This window comes from Cohnella lupini, assembly GCF_003386205.1.
GTDB lineage: Bacteria > Bacillota > Bacilli > Paenibacillales > Paenibacillaceae > Cohnella > Cohnella lupini.
In genome coordinates this window covers 104,333-127,826 of sequence record NZ_QRDY01000006.1, presented here as the reverse complement: position 1 = coordinate 127,826, position 23,494 = coordinate 104,333, and the positions used below count along the sequence as shown (strand labels likewise).

Genomic DNA, 23,494 nt, shown 5'->3' with positions numbered 1-23,494 from the left:
GAAGCGGCGCCCATTCGCGGGAGCCGCTTCTTCTTTTCCGGTAAATCGATTGATTCGGAACGCAAGGCAAGGACCTTGAATATGGAAATTTATTCATATTTTACAATCGTTTATTATTGATTTACCTCTTATCATTCCTAGTGGTCGATGACGATAAATAGAGAGTAGACAACATCATCAGGGGGAATATCATGAGATCGGTTAGGACAAAGCTTCTAGGCTCGTTTTTCATCGTGCTTGTTTTCGTATTCGTGCTGGGTTTGAACGGACTGACCCAAATCAAGAAAATGAGCGATTTTACGCAAGACGTAACGAAGAATTGGATGTACGGCATCGAGACGATTAACCAGGTTAACGTTAGTATTGAACAGTTTTTAAGCAATTACTATCAAACATCGATACTGAAAGACGCGGATGCCCTGAAAAAAGTCAACGATAAAATGGGCGAACTCGTCGGTACGATCGATACCGGAATCAAGAAATACGGGGACACGGTTGCAGAAGGAGACAAAGCGGATTACGCAACCTTGCAGGAAGCTTGGGCCAGGTTCGTAAAAGGATTCACCGCTAGCAACGCCGGAAAATTAAGCGAAGCGGAATCGGCAGCTAACTTCGAAGAAATCAGCAAAGCTTTCGCGGATCTCCGCATCTCGGTTGATAAATTAATCGTCTATAATCACGCCGGAGCAGAGCAAAGCGAAGTGAACAGCGATAAGCTGTATACGGAGACTTCATCCGCGTTGTTTTACTTGGGAATCGTCATTGTATTGGTCATCGCCGCCTTGGCTTGGGCATTGATCGAGAATATCACGAAACCGCTAAGAGCTACGACTGCAATGATGAATAGAATTTCAACAGGGGATTTGACGGTAAAGCCGCTTGAAATCAAACGCAAGGACGAGTTCGGCGTTATGATGGAATCCGTGAACAAGACATTGAATAACTTGCAGCAATCGGTAAAGCAATTGCAGGAATCCGCGACGTCCGTCGCAACGGCTTCCTCCCAGCTTTACGCGAGCTCCGAGCAGAACTCCGAAGCCGCCAGACACGTTTCGGAATCGATCGGACAAGTAGCCTCCGGTTCGGAAGATCAAGCGAATACCGCGGCGGAGTGCGGACGCGTCATCGACGAAATGGCGGAAGGCGTTCAGCGGATCGCGGAAACGACGGGAGACGTATCCGAGCTGTCGCAACAAGCGGCGGCACGCGCGAATAACGGTTCGGAGAAAATCATCGAAGTGTCGGACCGGATGAAAGGGTTGTACGATTCCGTCGAGCAAGCCAGCATTACGATTCGCAAGCTCGAGCAGCAGTCTTCGCAGATCAGCGAAATATCCGCTTTAATCGGCGACATCGCCGCCCGAACCAACTTGCTGGCGCTTAACGCCGCGATCGAGGCGGCGCGCGCCGGAGAGCATGGCAAAGGCTTCGCCGTCGTGGCGGGAGAGGTTCGCAAGCTAGCCTCCCAGAGCGACGAATCCTCGCAAGGCATAATCGAATTGATCGCTTCGATTCAGGAGGACACGAAGTCCGCTTCGGCGACCATGAAGAAAAGCCTTGCCGAAGTCCAAGAGGGCGTATTGGCCGTTGAACACGCCGAAACGGCTTTCCGGGAAATCGTCATATCGACGGGCGAGGTATCGAACAGGGTGCAGGAAGCTGCCGCTGCCGCCGAACAATTGGCCGCAAGCTCCGAGGAAGTCGCGGCGTCGATCGCCAATATGGGGCATATCGCCAGACAGACGGCCGGTATGTCGCAACAGGTTGCGGCATCCACGGAAGAACAGCTGGCTTCCAGCGAAGAGATGACGAAATCGTCACAGACTTTGTCCGGAATCGCCAAGGACATGCAAGTAATCGTTAAGAAGTTCACCCTTTAATCCTTAGGAAAGGCTGCCTTCTCTGGCTGCCTTTCCTTTGTTTTGGACAAATTTTCCGGTACAATAGACAAGTAACAGAAATTCGATACAAAGGTGCGTGGGAAATCATGAAGTATAGTTCGCTAGGAAGATCAGGCCTTAAAGTAAGCAAGCTTTGTTTGGGAACGATGAACTTCGGCGTGGATACGGACGAGAACGAATCTTTCCGGATTATGGATGCAGCCCTGGATGCCGGTATCAATTTCTTCGATACCGCGAATATTTACGGCTGGGGCCAGAACGCAGGCAGAACGGAAGAAATCATCGGACGTTGGTTCGCGCAAGGCGGCGGACGCCGCGAGAAAGTCGTGCTGGCGACTAAGTTCTATGGCGATATGAGCCATGAATCCGATGGTCCCAACAGTGGAGCGGGATTGTCCGCATATAAGCTTCGCCGTCATTTGGAAGGATCTCTTAAACGTCTGCAGACCGATCATATCGAGCTCTACCAGATGCATCACGTGGATCGCAACGTATCGTGGGACGAGCTATGGGAAGCATTCAGCGTCGTTCTTCATCAAGGCAAGATCGGGTACGTGGGTTCGAGCAATTTTGCCGGACGCGATCTCGTCAAAGCCCAATACGAAGCGAAATCTCACCGCATGCTCGGACTCGTCAGCGAACAACATAAATATAGCTTGCTCTGCCGTCTGCCGGAACTCGAGGTTTTGCCCGCTTCCGAAGAGCTGGGAATCGGCGTTATCGCATGGAGTCCGCTTGAAGGCGGATTGTTAAGCGGTCATGCATTAAAGCCTATCGCCGGCTCCAAGAGAGCGAACAATCCGGAGAGAGTGGAGAAGCATCGCGATCAATTGCATGCGTTCGAAGCGCTTTGCCGGGAGCTTGGAGAAAGCGAAGCGAACGTCGCGCTCGCTTGGACGTTGGTACAGCCGGCGATGACGGCACCGATTATCGGGCCAAGAACGCTTGAGCAATTACAAACCGCTCTTCGCGTCGTCGATATCGTCTTGGAAGAGGACACGCTTAAGCGTTTGGACGAAATCTTCCCGGGGCCGGGCGGTTCCGCCCCTAAAGCGTACGCTTGGTGATCTGGAATTATCGTTCTTAAGGATAAGCAATAGGCGAAGAACGCATGTAACGAGGTCGGTCTCAAGCCCGACCTCGTTCATGCGTTCTTTTTCGTGGAATTATAAATATAAAATACATTCATCATCGTAATAGAATCTTGGCTGTCATACTAGGTCAAAGCTATACAGCCTATCGGGTGTCTCGTAGTCTGTGTGAGACATATAGTCGGAAAAACCGACTATGGCGAAGTGCTACGTAAGGTTGAGCCGGCCATGGTCGGAAAAACCGACTATGGTGAGGTGCCGCTTAAGGTTGTGCGGGTCATGGTCGGAAAAACAGACTATGGTGAGGTGCTAAGTAAGGTTGAGCCGGCCATAGTCGGAAAAACCGACTATAGAGAGGTACCACGTAATGTGGTTATGCGGGTCAAAGTCGAAAAAACCGAATATGGTGAGGTATCGCGTAAGATTGTGTGGGTTAAAAGTCGAAAAATACGACTTTGACAAAGTGTCTTCACGTGGTGAAAATTGCGGCCGCCATCTGATTAATTGTTGCATTGGGCTGTCTCAAAAGGTCATAAATTGACCATTAAGACCGCCCTGGTTTTTTTGCGCTGGAAACAAAAGGAGACCGTTCTTTTATAAGATGGCTGGAGGTCCCCTAAAAGGCAAGAAATGGCGGTGCAAGGATAACCCTTGTACCGCCATTTCTGTATTTTAACACGTTTTGATTTTCAAGCGAGCTTAGGTATTACGATTCGATATCCGCCCACATCTCGTCTTCGACGTCCAGCGTAATTTGCGAAGAAAAGACACGTTGATCGTACTGGGTTAACATGTAGCGCATGATCGCTTCCTTCAGGTTAGCCTCGATCAGGATGCGTTGGCGTCCTTGAATCCACACCTCAGCGCTGAAGCCTTGGTCTTCCTCGTATACGAGTTCTACCTCGACGGAGGCGACAGGCACTTCGTAACGTTCGGCCATGTTCAGGCAAACGGCGTTGACGATCTCATCCATGCTAAGCCTCATTTATCGTTACCAACGACGCTGATTCGGATTGGATTGCCGACGTCTTCTGAAAGCGTCGTAGATCCCTCTCGCTATCATGAACAAAACGATTAACGCTACCGCGTTTAATAAGAAGCCCATCATATTCCCGAATATTCCGGATCCGAACATCCCGCCGAACATCAAGCCGGCAAGTCCGCCGATCATCATGCCTTTCATGAAGCTGCCGCCGCCGAAAAACCCGCGATTGGCTGTCGTGCCCGAAGTGGATGACGATTTATTCGTAGTAGAGCTCTTGCTTATTCCGCTATCGGATTTAGCCGGCGTTTGGCTGAACGATTTCTTGCCGGAGCTGAAGGAACGGGGTCTGGCATCCGCGTTGCCCGCGGGGACGGTTACGACGACGGTGAAAACGAATAGACTTAACAGTAACAAGGCTTTTTTCCACATATGATTGTATTCCTCCTGCTGAATGGTTGTCTTCTCATTCGTAATATACGTATTATCCTCGGGCGGGTTTCACATATACGGATGGTATCCGACCGCCATTTTAAGGTATTCTTAGTGGATAGGAAATACGAGACGACTAAGAGGAGCACTTTTATATGATATTTTCCCCATATCCCGATGCTTATATCCATTACCTGGCAGAATATAACGGTTCGAGGGATTATTTCGAATGCCATGAAATCATGGAGGAATATTGGAAGGAGCATCCCGATTCGGATTTCACGACCTGCTGGCTGGTGCTCATCAGAATTTCCGTATGTTTGTACCACGCTAGACGAGGGAATTGGAAGGGAGCAGCGAAGCTAATGGGCAAAGCGGCCACCGAGGCCGATGCTTCCCAATTCGACCGGTTAGGATTGGATGGGGAAAGACTCGCCGAACAGATTCGCGCGGCGACTAGGGAATGGAATAGTCCGAACGCAAGCTACGCCGATATCGAACTGCCGATAACGGACGCGCTTTTGTTGGAGGCCGCCAAGGCACGTTGCTCGGAGCTTGGCTATGCGTGGGGAATTCACGGGTTGGAGGCAGGAGACGAGGTTATTCATCGCCATAAGACGAGAGATCGCAGCGATGTCGTACTGGCCAGAGCAGAATCGGCCAAGCGCAAAGCGCTTAGGCGAGGGACTCCAGATGACGGTAGCCGTCGGTGACCATCTCCAACTCTCCGGTTTCCGGATGGATAATGAGTCCGTGCACGGGAGTGCTCGGAGGAAGCAGCGGATGATTGCGCACGATGTCTACGCTGCTTTCTACGCTTTCCCGCACGCTGTCGAAGCCGGTAAGCCAACGATTTAAATTGATGCCGGAGTGGCGCAAGGTATGAATGACGTTGTCGGGAATTCCGCGAGCTTCCATATGGGTGATGACGCTATTCGGATCCAATCCCGTCATGCCGCATTCATGATGGCCGACGATGAATACTTCATCCGCGTTCAACTCGTAGATCGCGATCAATATGCTGCGCATGATGTTACCGAATGGCGAGGTTAGAATGGCTCCAGCGTTCTTGATGATTTTGGCATCGCCATTCTTGAGATTCATCGCCTTCGGAAGCAGTTCCGTCAAGCGGGCGTCCATGCAGGTAACGATAACCATCCGCTTGTCCGGAAATCGGGTAGTCAGATACTCCTCGTAATCTCTCTTCTTAACGAACTCTTGATTGTATGCCATGATTTGATCCATTTTCCGCATTGCCCGTTCCTCCCGCTACATCTATGTCGAGGCGTTCGCCATTCGTTTGTCTTCCAATTTCAAGCTGTTGCTGTAGATTTGCCCGTCGCTCGCTAGCTTGAACGCCCGTCGCTCCGGCTGATAGGTTACCCTCATCACATCGTCGAAGTAAACTTCATGCCGCTGCTCGTACCAAACCTCGAAGAAGTTGCTCTCGGCTTGAAGCTCGCCGTTATCGGGCGATTGAATGACCCAGAACGTAGCAATGCCGTTGACGGAGCACCCGCATCCCTCGGAATCGGATACAAGCTTCCATACGAGGGCTTCCGCGCCGAATCTGGCTTGTACTTCTTGGATCGCTTCCTCGCTCCATTGTATGATCATCCGTGTTCCTCTCCTGTCATGCAGCCAGCGATTAACGCTATTTATTCTGCTTAGTAAGTTGATTATAAATTTAGCTGAGGGTATGATCAAGGAGACATTATCCAGCAAGGAAAGGTTGTGCCTTCATGAGCAACGAAAAACGGGCAACGGCGTCCCCCTTGGAACGATTCAGGGAATTGACGGGTCAAATCAAACAATACGAGGAAATATTGGGTTTGGTCTATTGGGATATGAGAACCGGCGCTCCCCGCAAAGGAATACCGCAACGGTCGGAAGCCGTCGGAGCGTTATCCTCCGAAACGTTCAAGCTGTCGACATCGGCGGAGATGGGCGAGCTTCTGGAGATGTTGAACGAGCCTGATCAACGCTCCCGCCTTGGAGAAATCGATCGCCGCCTCGTGGAGGAAACGACCAAGGAATACGACCGCAATCGTAAAATTCCACCGGAGCTATACCGCGAATACGTCGTATTAACGTCTCAAGCCGAGTCCGCTTGGGAAGAAGCGAAGGAGAAGAACGATTTTCCGGGTTTCGTACCCTATTTGGAGAAAATCATCGCGATAAACAGGCAGTTCATCGAATTGTGGGGCGTGAAGACGACTCCGTACGATACGTTGCTGGACATGTACGAGCCCGGATTGACGACCGACGAGCTAGATCGGCTCTTCGGAGAATTAAGAAACCGGTTAGTGCCGCTAGCCGAGCGGATCGCGAATTCTCCGAACAAACCGGATACCTCGTTCCTCGAGGGAACGTTCGATAAAGAAGCTCAGAAAAAATTCAGCAAGCACATCCTGAATGAAATGGGTTACGATTTCGAAGCCGGAAGATTGGACGAGAGCGTGCATCCGTTCGCGACGGGACTGAGCACGGGCGACGTTCGAATCACGACTAGATATTTGCCCGATGATATCACGAGCGCGTTATTCGGAACGATTCATGAAGGCGGCCATGCTCTGTACGAGCAGAATATCCAAGCGGAGCTTGAAGGTACGACGTTATGCACGGGAACTTCGATGGGCATTCACGAGTCGCAGTCCCGACTATGGGAAAATATGATCGGACGCAGCCTAGGCTTCTGGCAACGGTACTTGCCGGATTTGCAGGCTCATTTTCCGGGTCAACTCGACGGAGTTACAGCAGAGCAATTTTATCGCGGAATCAACGTCGTCGAGCCATCCCTTATACGAATCGAAGCGGATGAGTTGACTTACAACTTGCATATCATGATCCGCTACGAAATCGAGAAGATGCTGTTCAACGAGAATCTGAACCCTCGCGATCTGCCAGAGGTTTGGAACAATAAATATAAGGAAGCGCTTGGAATAACCCCTCCGAACGATGCTCAAGGCGTTCTGCAGGATGTTCATTGGTCCGGCGGCGCATTCGGTTATTTCCCATCGTATTCGTTAGGCAATATGTACGGGGCGCAGATGATGAATATCGCGCGCGGCAAGCTCCCGGACTTGGATGCCCAGATCGCGGAAGGCCGGCTTCTCCCGCTGAAGGAATGGCTGACCGAGCAAGTCTACCGGCACGGGAAATTGCTGAAGCCGTCGGAGATCATCGAACGGATTAGCGGACAGCCATTGCAATCGTCCTATCTGTGCGATTATTTAGAGAAGAAGTATCGGGAAATCTATAGCTTGGAATAGTACTCGGCGGGGCGGAGAGAGGGGGAACTCTTCTTCGCCCCTTTGCCGTGGTTGCCTGCCGGGAGGAATAACAGATGGGGTTTCGCGTCATTAAAACAGCAATTGCAGCTCTCGCGGCGATCTATACCGCGTTTCTCTTCGGCGTGGATAACTCGCTGTCCGCCGGAATTCTCGCGATATTGGGCATCGACACGACTCGTAAGAGAAGTATTCAAACGGTGTTCGCCCGATTCATGGCTTCCATATTAGGATTGATTCTTGCTTCGTTGTTGTTCGAGTTCATCGGCTTCCACATATGGGTTCTTGCTGTATACATTCTACTGGCTTACCCCTTGCTTGCCCGCACGGGATTGAAGGACGGAATCATCACGGGATCGGTTATCGTCTTCCATTTGTTCGCGCGCGGAGAAGTCACGACGAACGCTATCTTGACGGAGCTTGAACTGCTCGTTATCGGCTTGGGCTGGGCGTCTGTGCTGAATCTCGCCTACATGCCGAAGGAGAACCATACGTTGTTCGCGCTTCGCGCCGCGACCGAGAACGGCTTCTCCGATATATTCGGTCATTTGGCGAAGCATCTGCGCAATCCGGATTCCATATGGGGCGGCGAGGAAGTACTGGCGACGGGGGCGGCCATCGAGGAAGGGATGGAAGTGTCGCAACGCGCGCGGGAAAATCGCCTGATCCCGCAGGACGAGCCGTGGCAGCTGTATTTTCAGATGCGCAGACAGCAATTGGAATCGATTCAATTAATGATGGAATCGGTAGCTTTCGTATCGAGGCATGTCCCGCAAGCGGAGCTGATCGCGGTATTATTCGACAGGCTGATGGTCGACGTGAAGTCGGAATATTATGAAGGAGAAACGGAGAGAATGCTTTCGGAGCTTGAGCGGAGCTTCCGCGGGCTGCCGTTGCCGGAGACGAGGGACGAGTTCGAAACCCGTTCCGCGTTGTTCCAGTTATCCCGCGAACTGCGTCGATTCTTAGGAATCGCGAGCCGCGAGAAAAAACGGAAGGCAACTTCTGCCCAGACGATCATACAATGAAAAGTAAAGTCTATTCAGACAACCGCCCGCATCTAACTTGCCGGGTAACGGTTGCGGGATGCAACAATACATTTTTGTCACTCTAGACGAATGTCCTGCATAGACTTTAAGAGACTTGATCGTATGGAGGAGGTCTACCGAAATGGCTATTGCGGATAAACGGCTACAGCGCAGGGAAATCATCACGAAGGCGGTTTGCGGCAAAGGCCGTAAGTTCTCGACGATTACCCACACCGTATCGCCGCCGCACCACCCGACCAGCATACTGGGAGCGTGGATCATCAATCATCAGTATGAAGCGGTGAAATCAGGGGATGGAATCGAAGTTATCGGGTCTTACGATATTAACATCTGGTATTCGTACAACAAAAACTCGCAAACCGATGTCGCGAAAGAAACGATCTCTTACGTCGAGCTCGTGTCCCTTTCGTATGTAGACCCGAAACATCGCTCTTCCACGGAAGAGGTTACTGCGGACGCAACGCAGGAGCCTAATTGCGTGGAAGCGACGATCAGTTCCAGTGGTTCATCCGTGCTCATCCGCGTCGAACGGGAATTCGCCGTGGAGATGGTGGCGGAAACTAAGGTGTGCGTCGTAGTGGATCCCAACGGATCCGACGACGATGGTAAAGACGTCGACTTCGGCCTTGGTGATGATGGAGATTTTGAGGATCTCGATTCCGATTTACTGGAAGACGAATTGTAATCGGTTCGGTCATCAGCCGGTACTTAAGTCTATGCAGAGACGGAACAAAAGTCGAGGGCTAATGCCCTGTCGGAACTTCGGGATGAGCCTGATTGTAGCATCGTCGAACATAGGGAAGGGTCATTCGGCTTCGGCGCTCACGCGCCGTCTGCGGGACGGCCCTTCCCGTGTTTCGTAGAGGAGGGCCTTGGCATTGGAGAATAGGCTGGAAGGAAAGGCCCGACTGCTCGTAAAGCCGGGAGACCGATTAGGAGTTTGGGGACGGGGAGATCTATCCGTTACTACCGAATTTTCCGACATTGGGCCAAACGATTGCGTGATACCGATCGGGAAACCGGAGGGGTTGCCCAAAGCAATTCCGTTGGGCAATCCGATTAAACAGGAAAATATATCGCGTTCGCCGCTTCGGTTGACGCCATGGATAATGAACGAATCCGCATCGCGAATCCTTGCTTTGCCGGAGATTGAGATCGAGAGAAGGCTTCGCAGGGAAGGCTTGCCGGCCCGCATCGGAACCGCTGGAAAAGATATAATAACACGCTCAAGCCTAAGTTCGACCGATACGTTCGTTTCGGTGACGGTATGGGGCTTCGACGCGATCGAAATCAGAAGGGTAAATTCCTTTGACCAAAGAGTTAATGGGGTTAAATATAGCTCGGAAGGTATATCGGGAAGTTACGTTTATTCCAGCGAGCACGCGTTATGGAAACCCGCGGCAAGAATATCGGCTCGGGCGTTATACTTGTTGGGTTTAGATTTCGGACAGGTGGAGCTTGCTCTAAGCGAAGCGGGGAAATTCACCGTTACCGGAATCTCTCCGCTGATGAAGCTATCGGGGAGAGCTGCCAAACAGCGATTATCCGATGCGGTATCGCGTTTCTCGAAAGATTGGGCTCACGAGACGAAGAATGGCGTACAAGCCAAGCTTGGCGCCGACCCCGAATTCGTCCTCTTGTCCAAGGAGGGACGAATCGTACCGGCAACCAGATATTTCTCTCCGGACGGTGCGGCGGGTTGCGATTCCGTCAGAGTTAAGGGAGAGAAGCGATGGCCGCTCGTCGAGATCAGGCCCAGACCGTCCGTAGATCCGGAGAAAGTGCTGTCAGAGATGCACAGGCTGCTTTGCTTGGCTGCCGAACGGACCGCAGGCGCATCCTTAACCTGGCGCGCTGGAGCTTTACCCGTACCCGGCTTGCCGCTGGGGGGGCACATCCACATGAGCGGGGTTGCCATGACGGGGGAACGGCTGCGGGCGCTGGACAATGCGGTAGGTCTTACGCTTCGATTGTTGGAGCCGCCTCTCGCGGCACGCAGGAGACCGAGGTACGGAACGCTGGGAGACGTCAGGAGACAGCCGCACGGAGGCTTCGAATATCGGACCCCTCCAAGTTGGCTGGTTTCCCCAAGCCTTGCTTTGGGCGTTATCGCATTGGCGAAAGTGGCTGCCGAGCACTCGAGGGAGCTTGCCTCGAATCGGCCGTTGGACGACGATCGTATCCGCGATGCGTTCTATGCCGGAGATAGAATCTTGTTGATGAAAGCGGCCGATTCGTTCTTCGAGTCTATCCGCGGGACGTCCGGATATGTAGAATATAAGGAGCCCATAGATTTTCTGTTTCGCGCCGTAGCCCGGGAACGCAGTTGGGACGAATCGGCGGACATCCGTCTGAAGTGGCGCATTCCTTTGGGTTAAGGAAACGTTATGTAACGATGCGAAACCGGATTTAGATCGAATCGATATTGGCAATATTGCAAATAGAACCCAGAATAAGCACGCAACTATCGGGATTGAAAAGAGGATCGAGACATGAATAGAATGTCGTCCTTATCGGAAGTGGCAACCGATATCGAAAGAAGGAAAAAAGAACATATCGAAATTTGCTTGAACGAGGACGTGGAGGGTCGCGGAGAAGGAACGGGGTTCGACCGTTACCGTCTGCGCCATCTCGCGCTGCCCGAAATCGATTATTCGGCGATCGATACGACCACGGAATTCCTGGGCCGTCGTCTCAAAACGCCTTTAATGGTCAGTTCCATGACCGGGGGAACGGAAGAAGCGAGCCGCATCAACCTTCGTCTGGCCGAGACCGCCGAACGAAGAGGCTGGGCGATGGGACTCGGCTCATTGCGGGCGGCAATCGAGCAGCCATCCAACGCGGAATCGTTCAAGGTTCGTAAATTTGCGCCGAATATTCCCTTGCTGGCCAACCTGGGGGCGGTTCAACTGAATTACGGCTACGGGATCGAGGAGTGCCGGAGAGCTGTGGATTGGACGGAGGCAGATGGCCTCGTCCTTCATCTGAACGGCTTGCAAGAAGTGTTTCAGAGCGGCGGGGACGTCGATTTCAGCGGCTTGCTGCGCAAAATCGAGCGCCTATGCCGGGAATCTTCCTTCCCGATCGGCGTCAAGGAGGTAGGGTTCGGGATCGACGGCGAAACGGCGAGAAGATTGACTGATATCGGAGTGGCTTTTATAGACGTGGCGGGCGCAGGCGGAACATCTTGGATCGAAGTCGAGAAGTATCGTTCCGCTGACGAAGTCAGGAGGTCGGCTGCGAAAGCGTTTCAAGATTGGGGCATGCCAACGGCCGAGTGTATCAAGGAAGTAAGAGCCGAGCTGCGGGATGGCCGCATTATCGCAAGCGGCGGAATGATGAACGGCGTCGACGCCGCTATGGCAATCGCTCTCGGAGCGAACGTTGTATCGTTCGGACGAGCTCTGCTGGCTCCCGCGTTGCAAGTCGGCGAAGAGCTCGAGCGGTTGTTCGAACGGATCGAGTTCGAGCTTCGCACGGCAATGTTCGGAATCGGGGCGGCTAATATTCCGCAATTGTCGAGCACGAATAGGCTTCAGCGGCTATGAGAGAATAATTCGAAAAGCGGTTAGTAGATTGCCCGGTAAGATTGAGATTTTGCGTGAATTAACCGGCTGGTTCCCCTTCGAGACTTAGTTTCGGAAATCTTCCGACATTTGCTATAATGAGTTATTGAACTCATTTTGCATTGTTTACGATAGTAGGAGGAAGACCCATGGCTGGATATACCCCCATGATGGAGCAGTATTTATCGGTTAAGGCGACCGCAACGGACGCTTTGCTATTTTTTCGCCTTGGCGATTTCTATGAAATGTTCTTCGAGGACGCGATTACCGCATCGCGCGAATTAGAGATTACGTTGACGGGGCGCGGAGCCGGCCAAGAGGAACGGATTCCGATGTGCGGAGTTCCCCATCACGCGGCGGAAGGTTACATTGCCCGGTTGATAGACAAAGGTTATAAGGTCGCCGTGTGCGAGCAAGTTGAGGATCCGGCCAGCGCGAAGGGCGTAGTCAAACGAGAGATCGTGCGCATCGTCACTCCCGGGACGGTCATGGATTCGAAGATGCTCGGCGACTCTTCGAACAATTTTATTGTGGGTGCTGCCAGTCAAGACGGACGATTCGGAATCGCGGCATGCGACCTGACGACAGGGGAGCTGTACGTAACTTCGTTCGCGGATTCACGCGAAACGGTCAAAAATATGATCAACGTGTACCGTCCGTCGGAAGCGGTCGGGGACGAGGCATCGATTGCCGCCATACATAACGACGTAAATCCTATCGCTTCTAAATCGATGTTGACGACCGTTCGTGAGGAGACGGACTTCTCCAAGCTATCCGAACAATTCCCCGAAGAGTCGTGGAACGCTCACGAGCCCGTTCGGCGGATGGCCGTCGCCCGTTTAATTGCTTATTTGGACGAGACTCAGAAGCGTTCGCTGGTGCATTTGCGGTCGGTTAAAGCCTATGATTCGGAATCGTATATGTCTCTCGACGCATTCACCAGACGGAATCTGGAGTTGACGGAAACCGTTCGCGACCGTTCGCGCAAAGGTTCGTTGTTATCGTTGCTCGACCGCACCAGAACCGCCATGGGCGCGCGATTGTTGAAGCGTTGGATCGATCAGCCATTGCTGAACCGCGAGGAAGCGGAACGCAGATTGGACGCCGTCGAAGCGCTCAACCGTGACCTGATCAAGCGCAAGGAGCTTCGGGACGAGCTAGGCGAAGTGTACGATCTCGAGCGGCTTGCGGGAAGAATCGCTTACGGAACGGCGAATGCCAGAGACTTGAACGCTCTGAAAAATTCGTTGAAGCGCATTCCGTCGATCCAACGATTATGCAGCACGCTAGAAGCATCGCCATTGCGGACGCTTGCCGACGGAATGGATGCATGCGAAGACATCGCCGAAGCTATAGAACAAGCCGTCGCGGAAGAGCCTCCCGTTTCCTTGAAGGACGGGGGAATCATTCGTCCCGGCTACGATGCCAAGCTGGACGAGCTCCGCGAGGCAAGCCAGAACGGAAAGCAGTGGATTGCCGAGTTGGAACGCCAGGAGCGGGAAGCGACGGGCATTAAATCCTTGAAAATCGGTTTTAACAAAGTATTCGGTTATTATTTGGAAATCACCCGTTCGAACTTGATTAATCTCCCGGAAGGACGTTACGAGAGAAAGCAGACTTTGGCCAACGCCGAGAGATATGTGACTCCGGAGCTGAAGGAGAAGGAAGCCCTCATCCTGGAAGCGGAAGATCGCATGTTCGACCTGGAATACGAACGTTTCGTCGCATTGCGCGATAGCATCGCCGCGCAGATGGGGAGGCTTCAGCGTTTAGCGGAAAGCGTTGCGGCGCTGGACGTTCTCCAGTCTTTCGCCGAAGCCAGCGCCGAGCGCAGATATACGAGGCCGAGTTGGACGGATGGAGACGGTTACGATCTGACGATCGAGGAAGGTCGTCATCCGGTCGTCGAATCCGTGAACGAGAACGGCGTATTCATCGCCAACGAAACCTCGCTTACGGCTTCCGAAGGCTCGATTCTTCTCATAACGGGGCCGAATATGGCAGGGAAGAGCACCTACATGAGACAGGTCGCTATGATCTGTCTCATGGCGCAGATCGGATGCTTCGTACCGGCGAGGAAAGCGGTATTGCCATTCGTAGACCGGATTTTCACGCGGATCGGAGCCGCCGATGATTTGGTAGGCGGGCAAAGCACTTTCATGGTGGAAATGAAGGATATCCAAGTGATGACGGAGCAAGCGACCTCCAGAAGCTTGATCATCATCGACGAACTCGGCCGGGGGACGTCAACCGACGAGGGAATGGCGATCGCCCAATCGGTCATCGAATACGTCCATAACCATATTGGCTGCAAAGCGCTCGTATCCACGCATTTCCACGAGCTGGCGCATCTGGAAAGCTCTCTAGAAGGTCTTCGTAACGGATGCATGGCCGTCAAGGAAAGCGCGGAAGGAGTGACGTTCCTACGCAAGCTCGTACCGGGTGCCGCGGATTCCAGTTACGGAATTTATTGTGCTCAGCTTGCCGGTTTGCCGGAGACGATCGTGTCCCGTGCCTATACGCTATTGAACGAGAACGGATCGCCACTACAGGCGGCGGCGGTTAGCGCGCATGCGGCAGTCAAGGAAACTGCAGCCGCGTACGCGAGTTCGACGGACGTTCTCGAGGACAAGGTGCCTTCGGTCCTTAGGAAAGGCGTCGAACAATTGTCCATGTTCGCCGAATCGGCGCCGACGCCCAAACCAACTTCGAAGTCTACCGCGAACGATAAGCTGCTCGATAAGCTGCGCAAACTAGACGTCATGAGAATGACGCCGATGCAAGCCTTGGAATGGTTAAACGACGCGCGAAACCAATTGACGGAAAGCGGGGAATAGCCATGAATCCATTCAAGCGATTTAAGTTCATCCTGTCGTTATTACTAGCGCTGGCTCTTCTCGGCGCTTATGCTCCGAACGTTCTCGGAGCGAGCGCGGATCAAGTCGAAGAGGTTCGAGAGTTGCTCGAGCAATATCATCTAAGCAAACCGGACGATGACGACTTGAACGAGCCGGAGATCGACGCGATGGTCGATTCCCTGCACGATCCTTATACGCAATATTTCGATAATGAAGAGTGGGATTCTTTCAATTCCGTATTGGAGCAGAAATTCGTCGGCGTAGGTATCGTCATGGCCGATGCTGACGGTTCCGTCTACGTAGATGAAGTGATAACGGGAAGTCCGGCCGAAGCGGCCGGTATTTTATCCGGCGACAAGGTGGTCGGGGCTAACGGCAACTCGCTCAAGGGAAAATCCGTCACGGACATCCAAGAGGCGCTTCGCGGCCTCGAAGGGACGAGCGTTACTCTTAGCGTCTCGCGGAACGGCTCTGATTTAGAGTTTGAAATGAAACGACGAGCGGTTCAAATTCCCGTTGTCACGACCCGAATGCTATCGGAGGGTATCGGTTATCTGGCGCTGTCCGGATTTACATCCGACTCGGCGAACGAAGTGGAACGGCAATTGGCTAAACTGGAGGAAAACGGCTTGAAGTCGTTGGTGTTCGATCTGCGCGACAACGGCGGAGGATACGTGGATGCCGCCCAAGCCATCGCGAACCTGTTCGTCGAGAAAGGCGTTCTCGCCCATATGCGAGATAGGGACGGCAACGATCACCCGTTGGAATTAGACGGGTCGACGAAACCGTACTCGCTCTACATGCTGGTGAACAAAAATTCGGCAAGCGCTTCTGAATTGTTATCGGGTGCGTTGCAAGATTACGGGGTCGCAAAGCTCGTAGGCACTAGAACGTATGGCAAAGGCGTCGTCCAATCCCTCCTGGCGGTGAAGAGCGGAGGCATGCTTAAAGTAACCGTGCAAGAATATTACACGCCTACTGGCCGGAAAGTGGACAAAATCGGATTGGTTCCCGATCTTTACATTAACGGAGCGGGCGAACAATTGATTGGAGCTTACCGAATGGCCGGCGGCAATGCGGTTACGGTAACGTCCGATAAAGGCGCGGTAGCAATTAATGGCGTACGAGTATCGCTAACCGATGCCTTATGGAAGGATCGCACGATATGGTTCGTCAATTTAAAGCTGGCGGCTTCCGCACTCGGAGCTAAGCTGACTTACGACTCGAAGTCCCGATCTTATACCTTAGCAAGAGGAAGCGAAGTCCTGGCGCTTCCGACGAACGATTATCACGTCCGAATCAAGGACGGGGTATCCAGCATCGACGTTAGAATGTTGAAAAAAAGCTTCTCGGGCGTTGCCTATACGGCTAGTTCGGTTGGCTTGAAGCTTGTTACTGCCATTTAACCGGACGCAACCGTCCCGAAAGGAGAGCGAATAGGAATGGGAATCATTCGTCCTCTCGACGATCATCTAGCCAACCAAATCGCTGCCGGCGAAGTGGTAGAACGGCCGGCTTCCGTATTGAAGGAATTAATCGAGAACGCCGTGGATGCCGACAGTTCCCGCATTGATGTATCCGCTGAAGAGGGCGGCTTAAATTCGTTGCGCGTGGCCGATAACGGAACTGGGATTCAGTCCGACGATTTATTGCTAGCCTTTCAGCGCCACGCGACAAGCAAGATAGCAACGGGAAAAGATTTATTTCAGATTTCCACGCTTGGATTCCGCGGAGAAGCACTTCCCAGTATCGCCGCGGTCGCCAAGGTCAAGTGCGTCAGCGCGACCGACGATAGCGGTTTGGGTCGTGTGGTCGAGATCGAGGGCGGAACTCTTCTGGCTAACAGGGACACGAATGCTCCCAAAGGGACGGAAATGATCGTAAAGGATTTGTTTTATAATACGCCTGCCAGGCTGAAGTACATGAAAACGATCCAGACGGAGCTCGGCCATCTGTCGGACGTCGTCTATCGCCAGGCATTGGCGCGTCCTGATATCGCCTTTACGTTCTCCCACAACGGCAACGTGCTTTTACGAACCCCGGGTAACGGAGATTTGCGCCAGGTCGTCGCGGCGATCTACGGAACCTCTTCGGCGAAAGCGATGATAGAAGTTCGCGAAGATAATCCCGATTATTCCATTATCGGGTTGACGGCGATGCCGATCGAGACAAGGGCTAACCGCAACGCGGTAACCGTCCTGGTCAACGGCCGATACGTCCGCAGCCAAGCAGTCGTTCAGCCGCTAATGCAGGCGTATCATACGTTACTTCCGCTGCACCGGTATCCTCTTACGGTTCTGGACTTGAGAATGCACCCTACTCTCGTGGACGTAAACGTACATCCCGCCAAGCTGGAGGTGAGGTTCAGCAAGGAGAACGAACTGCGGAGCTTCGTGGAGAGCGCGGTCAAGAAAGCGCTGGGGTCCGAAGCTTATATTCCTTCCGGAACGTCGGTCCGAACGCCGAAAGCGAATACGTGGGTCCAGGATCAAATCCGCTTCCAGGTTCCCGAGTCCGAGCCGGAGTCTGCTCAAGCGGAGCTTGCGGCTGCGGTTCAGAGGCTGGCGGAACCGCTAATCGCGGAGACGAAAGCCGGCTACGACCATGCATCGAACGATAAGACGTCTTTCGAACGGTCGGCGCACAATAAGCCTTCTTCTTTTCCGTTCAGAGATTCTTACGTATCCGATTCCTCGAGTTCTCCTGCGAGAGACAAGTCTTTCGGGCAAGCCGGTAAGACTTACGCCTCCGGCAACGCGAATTCATGGGCAGAGAAAACCGAGCCGGAGAAGGTGCCGGAGCATGTATGGAAAACCGCTTTCGGAGCTCCGCAAGTTAAACCGCAGGTGCCGGATTTTCCCGAGCTCAGTTGGATAGGCCAATTGCACGGAACGTACATCGTGGCCCAGAACATCAACGGTTTATATCTCGTCGATCAACATGCCGCCCACGAACGCGTCCATTACGAATACTATTACGACAAATTCGGACACCCCGAAGAGGCCAGCCAAGAGCTCCTGCTGCCCGTTACGCTGGAATTCGCTCCGGACGAAAGCGTCGTTCTTCGCGGCCGTTTGGCAACTTTTCAAACCGCGGGAGTATACATGGAGGATTTCGGCGGCAATACCTTTATCATACGGGCAGTCCCTCATTGGTTTCCCTCCGGCGACGAGGCCGCTATCGTTCGCGAGATGGCGGAATGGGTCATAGAGGAGAAATCCGTCGACCTGCACGTTCTGAGAGAGAAAGCAGCCATTATGTGCTCCTGCAAAGCTTCAATAAAGGCGAACCAAGCGTTGACGCGGGAATCCGCGGAAAAACTGCTGCAGAGACTCGGTACATGCCGGCAACCTTACACGTGCCCTCATGGGCGTCCTATCGTGATCAGCTTCAGCACGTACGAGCTCGAAAAGATGTTTAAGCGGGTGACGTCTTGATCGTGACAACGTCGGAAAGCCCATCGAAGGAGGTCGTCGATCGGGCGAGAAGTCTGGCGGACGAGCTGCAAGCTCCTTATGCGGAACGTCGTAACCGGACCGTTAAGTTCATGCACGAGAAATGGGATACGGAAGAAGTCGCCATAGTCGGTCCGCGCGATATCCGGCTGATGCTCGAAGGACTGAAGCCGTTCTATTTTCATCCGAGCATGGCCCTCGTCAGGCTCAAAAGGTTAATGGCCGGAGGAACCGACGCGCTAGTGACCGTATCGGGGGTTTCCGAAGGGGATACGGTGCTCGACTGCACCGCCGGGCTTTGCTCGGATTCGTTAGTGTTCAGCTACAAGGTCGGGGAACGGGGCAGCGTAATCGCCCTGGAAGCTTCCAAAGTGCTTCACGCGATCGTAAGGGAAGGCTTGCAAAGCTATGAAACAGGGATCCCGGAGATCGATAAGGCTATGCGTTCTATTAAAGCCGTATATGGCAACAATGAACAATCCATGACCCGAATGGAGGACAATAGCGTAGATATCGTGTATTTCGATCCCATGTTCGAGAGACCGGTGACAACCTCGGACTCCATAATTCCGTTACGTTCCCAAGCCCATCGTGAGCCGTTGTCCGAGGAATCCGTACGGGAGGCGATCCGCATCGCCCGCAAGAAAGTCGTGCTTAAAGATCATCGCGATAGCGGACGGTTCGATAGGCTGGGATTTCGTTTGGCCCGATCCTCCTCTTCCGCGGTAGCATACGGAGTGATAGAAATTGAATGAAGCATCGGTAGACGATCGTCCCTTGCTGCTCGTGCTGGTCGGTCCTACAGCCGTTGGCAAGACGGCGCTGAGTCTGAAGCTGGCAAAAGCGTTAAACGCGGAAATCATAAGCGGGGACTCTATGCAGGTGTATCGCAGAATGGATATCGGTACAGCCAAGCTCATGCCGGACGAGAGGGAGGGAATCCCTCATCATCTGATCGATATCCGCGAGCCGGAGCATCCGTTTTCGGTCTCGGAATTTCAAAGTTTATGTACGCAAAAAATTCAAGATATCCATCTTCGAGGACGTTTACCGTTCATCGTAGGGGGTACAGGATTATATGTGGAATCCGTCTGCTACGGATTTCGCTTCCAAGACATCGGCGCCGACGAGGCGTTCCGGGCGGAGATGCGGAACTTCGCCCGAGAGAAAGGAGCGCAAGCACTTCACGACCGCCTGCGCGAGATCGATCCGGTCTCGGCGGCCAAGCTTCATTGCAACGACGAGGGAAGGGTCATCCGGGCTTTGGAGGTATACCGGCTGACCGGCAAGCCGTTATCCGAGCAGCAAGATCAATCGCGCGGCGACGATAAGCAATCTCCATACCGATTATGCATCATCGGTTTAACGATGGACCGGTCGGAATTATACAAGCGCATCGATGAACGAGTAGACGCGATGATGACTTCGGGCTTGGTAGCGGAGGTGGAAAATTTGCTCCGCGAAGGCGTCCCGAGCGATGCGGTATCGATGCGCGGGTTAGGTTATAAGGAAATCGTCTCTTACCTGTCAGGCGAGGCGAAATACGAAGAAGCAATAGAGATTTTGAAGCGCGACACCAGGCATTTCGCTAAGCGTCAACTCAGTTGGTTTAGGCATATGAAGTCGTTGGAATGGGTCGATGTTGGAGACCCTTCAAAAAACAGCGACCTTTTCAATCGGATCTGTGCTATAATAGCAGGAAAGTTTGCCATTGATATTGAATATATTTGTTCATAAATATTTTGTGGCGATGGGGGTTTACGGCCAATGAACAAGTCCATTAACATCCAGGATACCTTTCTCAATCAACTTCGCAAAGACAGCATTCCGGTCACTGTTTATTTGACCAATGGGTTTCAAATCCGCGGCGTTGTCCGCGCCTTTGACAACTTCACCATCGTAATCGACAGCGAGGGACGTCAGCAAATGGTATATAAGCATGCGATCAGCACGTTTATGCCGCAACGCAACGTTTCCCTTATGCAGCAGGATAGCGGATCTGACAACTGATTCGGTAACCCTTCCGGGTGCTGATTCGTGAAACTTTTCCCTAGCGACGAACGTCTAACAGAATAGGCCGGAACTTGAGCAACCCGTTACCGGGTTGTTCTTTCTTTATGGACACCGCGAGTCGTTATCGGGTGAAGAAGTTCAACTTGGGTAAGTTATAGACTAGAGAGAGTTGGATAGAAGGGGAGAACAAGATGAATCAACCTGAAATTCACGGCAATACTGGCACTACCGGTAGAGGAAACAAAGGCGTTAAAGCCAAGGGCAAGGGTAAAGGAAAAGGGCCCCGCAAAGGTCGCAAACGGACGGCGCTGATATGGTTGTTCTTCGTAGCGCTATTCGCGATCGTATGCGCGGTAGTCGGATATCTATTGGTAATATTGAATGGCGAACGTATACTAAGCACGAATATCAATAAAATGAATTTGGATCAAGCGTCCATTATCGTCGACAGCAAGGGCAATCAAGTCGCTAAGCTATACGTTTCCGAAGGCAATCGGGAGTTCGTGCCTTTCGCGGATATACCGAAAATGCTCCAGGACGCTTTCGTCGCGACGGAGGATAAAAGGTTCTACGAGCATAGCGGAGTCGATTTGCTTGGAATAGGTCGTGCGCTGGTGAAGGACGTTATCGCTAGAAGCGCCGTCGAAGGCGCGAGCACGATCACGCAGCAATTGGCCAAAAACCTTTTCCTGAACGCGGACAAGACGGTTTTCCGTAAAGGAACAGAGGCTTCCATAGCATTGGCGCTGGAGCAACAGAAGAGCAAGCAGGAAATCCTGGAGCTATACTTAAATCGGATTTACTTCGGCAAAGGGCAGTACGGAGTGAAAACCGCCGCTAAATATTACTTCGGAGTGTCCGATCTGAACAAATTAAAGCTTTGGCAGATCGCGACGTTGGCGGGAATCCCTAAGGCGCCAGGCAATTATAATCCGATTTCCAATCCCGAGAGATCGATGGAGCGCAGGGCCGTAGTCCTTAAGCTGATGGCCGATCAGGGCTTGATCTCCGAGGAGGAGAAGGAAGCAGCCGCCAAAATCAACTACAAACCAAGCGCTTCGACCGGAAAAAGCGCTAAATATATGACTTTCACCGACTACGTCGTAGAAGAAGCGATGGATAAAACTAATTTAACCGAGGAGGAACTGCTTAGCGCGGGACTTACGATTACGACTACGATTAACACGAAGGCGCAGACGGCAATGGAGACGGAGTTCGCCAAAGACGATAGATTCGAGAAAAGCGTGGACGACAGACCGGTCCAAGGAGCCATGGTCATCATGGATCAGCACGATGGCTCGTTGATCGCGATGGTCGGCGGTCGCGATTACGAGAGCCAGGGTTGGAACCGGGTAACCAAGCAGCGGCAGCCCGGCTCATCGTTCAAGCCGATCATGGATTACGGTCCGGCCATCGAGACGGGAGATTACTTCCCCTGGTCAATCGTTCAGGATGTTAAGAAATGCTACGGCAGTTATTGCCCTTCGAATACGAACGGTTATAAAGGAGCCATTCCGATGAAGGAAGCCATTAAAGAATCGCGCAACGTGTCCGCGGTATGGCTGCTCAACGAAATCGGAATCGGCAAAGGAATGGCATTCGCCGAGAAGCTTGGAATCAAGCTGGGTGATGAAGATCGCAATTTGTCCTCCGCTTTAGGCGGGTTGGTCCACGGCGTCACTCCGTTGCAAATGGTTAGGGCCTACGGCGCATTCGCGAATGGAGGGAAGCTGCAGGATCCGCACAGCATCCTTAAGATCGAAGACAGCAAAGGCAATACCGTCTATGAATACGATGATGCTAAACCTAAGCAGGTCATGGACGAGTATACTTCATATTACGTGACGGAGCTGCTGAAAGGCGTCGTAACGAAAGGCGGTACCGGATCGAGCGCGAGCTTCGGCGGACATCAGCTCGCCGGCAAGACCGGAACGACTCAAGCCGGTCTCTCGGGAGTCAAGACAGGCAAAAACCGCGATATTTGGTTCGTCGGATTTACTCCGGAATGGACCGCGGCGGTTTGGTTCGGTTACGATATTACGGATAAGGATCACTTGTTGGACAATAGCAGCGGATTGACGGCGAAGATGTTCTCCGCGGTCATGTCCAAGGCTCTGGAAGGCGTTAAGCTTCAGAACTTCCCCAAGCCCTCCGGTTTACAGGAAGAAGAGCAGGAGCCGAAGCTCCCGGGCGTTACCGGGTTGGTCGCCGCGTATTCGCCGGAACTCGTATCCGTCGAATTGACATGGGCTCCCGTAGAAGGAGAAGGCATAACGTATAAAATCTACCGCAAGGAAGACGCGGAATCGGAATTCAAATTGCTGGCCGAAACGGCGGAAACGGCGCATGACGATTTAGCTATCCTGCCGGATCAAACATTTACGTATTACGTAACGGCTTACCAAGCCTCGAAGAAATTGGAAAGCGAGCCTTCGGAAAAATTGAAGGTGACGATAACGACCGGAATGGAGCCTACTCCTCCACCTGAGGAAGGCGGGGAAACCCCTCCTCCGGACAATTCCGAGGAACCTGGAGAGCCGACCGAAACCCCTATCGTGATTGTCGTTCCCGGCGATCCGACCCCAACGCCACCGCCGACTCCAACGCCGCCGCTTCCGCCGTCGGGTGAACCGACTCCGGATCCGTCGCTTAGCCCTCCGCCGAGCGATGGCGTCGATGTCCCTCCGGTAGACGGCGTTACGCCTTAAACGCTCTAGAATCGACCTCAAGCAGCTAAGCACCCGCTTAGCTGCTTTTCCGTTTTTAACGGAGGACGGCCCAACTGGTTCGAGAAGGCAACTTGTGGTAAGCTTTCATTATATTGAGTTGCCCTGCGGGCAACGCGGGTTTACTACTA

The 23,494-nt window shown here is 52.8% G+C and carries 19 protein-coding genes; 15 read left to right on the top strand and 4 right to left on the bottom strand.

The window, feature by feature from the left end; all coding sequences use genetic code 11:
• Positions 1–191 precede the first annotated feature (191 nt).
• A complete protein-coding gene (locus DFP95_RS12930) occupies positions 192–1,880 on the top strand; it encodes a methyl-accepting chemotaxis protein (protein ID WP_115993049.1) in 1,689 nt (562 codons plus the stop codon).
• Between the two features lie 107 nt (positions 1,881–1,987).
• Positions 1,988–2,968 (top strand): aldo/keto reductase, encoded by a 981-nt coding sequence (locus tag DFP95_RS12925; protein WP_115993048.1) that lies wholly within the window; start codon positions 1,988–1,990, stop codon positions 2,966–2,968.
• A 730-nt stretch (positions 2,969–3,698) separates the two neighbouring features.
• Here DFP95_RS12925 and DFP95_RS12915 read toward each other — a convergent pair.
• Together DFP95_RS12915 and DFP95_RS12910 are read right to left on the bottom strand one after the other, a co-directional pair.
• Entirely contained in the window at positions 3,699–3,965 is a 267-nt protein-coding gene (locus DFP95_RS12915) for a DUF2653 family protein (RefSeq protein ID WP_245987629.1), read from the bottom strand.
• Between the two features lie 18 nt (positions 3,966–3,983).
• Positions 3,984–4,406, bottom strand: a complete 423-nt coding sequence (locus DFP95_RS12910; protein WP_115993045.1) for a hypothetical protein — start codon at positions 4,404–4,406, stop codon at positions 3,984–3,986.
• Positions 4,407–4,561: 155 nt separating this feature from the next.
• Between DFP95_RS12910 and DFP95_RS12905 the strand changes: the two genes are divergently transcribed.
• Positions 4,562–5,119, top strand: coding sequence for a DUF309 domain-containing protein (locus tag DFP95_RS12905; protein ID WP_115993044.1), 558 nt, complete (start codon positions 4,562–4,564; stop codon positions 5,117–5,119).
• Here the strand turns inward: DFP95_RS12905 and DFP95_RS12900 are convergent.
• Together DFP95_RS12900 and DFP95_RS12895 are read right to left on the bottom strand one after the other, a co-directional pair.
• The gene (locus DFP95_RS12900; protein WP_115993043.1) at positions 5,082–5,660 is read right to left on the bottom strand and encodes a beta-class carbonic anhydrase; all 579 of its coding nucleotides are present in this window, start codon (positions 5,658–5,660) and stop codon (positions 5,082–5,084) included. The two genes, DFP95_RS12905 and DFP95_RS12900, sit on opposite strands and share 38 nt — an antisense overlap.
• Positions 5,661–5,681: 21 nt before the next feature.
• Positions 5,682–6,023: an iron-sulfur cluster biosynthesis family protein gene (locus DFP95_RS12895; protein ID WP_115993042.1), complete on the bottom strand. Its 342-nt coding sequence runs from the start codon at positions 6,021–6,023 to the stop codon at positions 5,682–5,684.
• Between the two features lie 125 nt (positions 6,024–6,148).
• Here DFP95_RS12895 and DFP95_RS12890 point away from each other — a divergent pair, with 125 nt between their 5' ends.
• The 12 genes from DFP95_RS12890 to DFP95_RS12835 all read left to right on the top strand — a co-directional run bounded on the left by DFP95_RS12890 (position 6,149) and on the right by DFP95_RS12835 (position 23,345).
• The gene (locus DFP95_RS12890; protein WP_115993041.1) at positions 6,149–7,678 is read left to right on the top strand and encodes a carboxypeptidase M32; all 1,530 of its coding nucleotides are present in this window, start codon (positions 6,149–6,151) and stop codon (positions 7,676–7,678) included.
• 74 nt (positions 7,679–7,752) lie between these two features.
• Complete coding sequence (locus DFP95_RS12885; protein ID WP_115993040.1) at positions 7,753–8,724, top strand: aromatic acid exporter family protein; 972 nt, start codon at positions 7,753–7,755, stop codon at positions 8,722–8,724.
• 142 nt (positions 8,725–8,866) lie between these two features.
• Positions 8,867–9,430 (top strand): outer spore coat protein CotE, encoded by a 564-nt coding sequence (locus DFP95_RS12880; RefSeq protein ID WP_115993039.1) that lies wholly within the window; start codon positions 8,867–8,869, stop codon positions 9,428–9,430.
• A 193-nt stretch (positions 9,431–9,623) separates the two neighbouring features.
• Positions 9,624–11,123 (top strand): putative amidoligase domain-containing protein, encoded by a 1,500-nt coding sequence (locus DFP95_RS12875; protein WP_115993038.1) that lies wholly within the window; start codon positions 9,624–9,626, stop codon positions 11,121–11,123.
• Between the two features lie 114 nt (positions 11,124–11,237).
• Positions 11,238–12,293, top strand: a complete 1,056-nt coding sequence (gene fni / locus DFP95_RS12870; protein WP_342768215.1) for a type 2 isopentenyl-diphosphate Delta-isomerase — start codon at positions 11,238–11,240, stop codon at positions 12,291–12,293.
• A gap of 167 nt (positions 12,294–12,460) precedes the next feature.
• Positions 12,461–15,148 carry a DNA mismatch repair protein MutS gene (gene mutS / locus DFP95_RS12865; RefSeq protein ID WP_115993037.1) on the top strand — a complete coding sequence of 896 codons (2,688 nt, stop codon included), beginning with the start codon at positions 12,461–12,463 and terminating at the stop codon, positions 15,146–15,148.
• 2 nt (positions 15,149–15,150) lie between these two features.
• Positions 15,151–16,575: a S41 family peptidase gene (locus DFP95_RS12860; RefSeq protein ID WP_181907386.1), complete on the top strand. Its 1,425-nt coding sequence runs from the start codon at positions 15,151–15,153 to the stop codon at positions 16,573–16,575.
• A 36-nt stretch (positions 16,576–16,611) separates the two neighbouring features.
• Positions 16,612–18,606, top strand: a complete 1,995-nt coding sequence (gene mutL, locus DFP95_RS12855; protein ID WP_115993035.1) for a DNA mismatch repair endonuclease MutL — start codon at positions 16,612–16,614, stop codon at positions 18,604–18,606.
• A 2-nt stretch (positions 18,607–18,608) separates the two neighbouring features.
• A complete protein-coding gene (locus DFP95_RS12850) occupies positions 18,609–19,379 on the top strand; it encodes a class I SAM-dependent methyltransferase (RefSeq protein WP_245987627.1) in 771 nt (256 codons plus the stop codon).
• Positions 19,372–20,361 carry a tRNA (adenosine(37)-N6)-dimethylallyltransferase MiaA gene (miaA, locus tag DFP95_RS12845; RefSeq protein WP_115993033.1) on the top strand — a complete coding sequence of 330 codons (990 nt, stop codon included), beginning with the start codon at positions 19,372–19,374 and terminating at the stop codon, positions 20,359–20,361. Before DFP95_RS12850 ends, miaA begins: the two co-directional genes overlap by 8 nt.
• A 30-nt stretch (positions 20,362–20,391) precedes the next feature.
• Positions 20,392–20,634, top strand: a complete 243-nt coding sequence (gene hfq, locus DFP95_RS12840) for an RNA chaperone Hfq (protein ID WP_115993032.1) — start codon at positions 20,392–20,394, stop codon at positions 20,632–20,634.
• Positions 20,635–20,828: 194 nt separating this feature from the next.
• Entirely contained in the window at positions 20,829–23,345 is a 2,517-nt protein-coding gene (locus DFP95_RS12835) for a transglycosylase domain-containing protein (RefSeq protein WP_181907385.1), read from the top strand.
• Positions 23,346–23,494 lie beyond the last annotated feature (149 nt).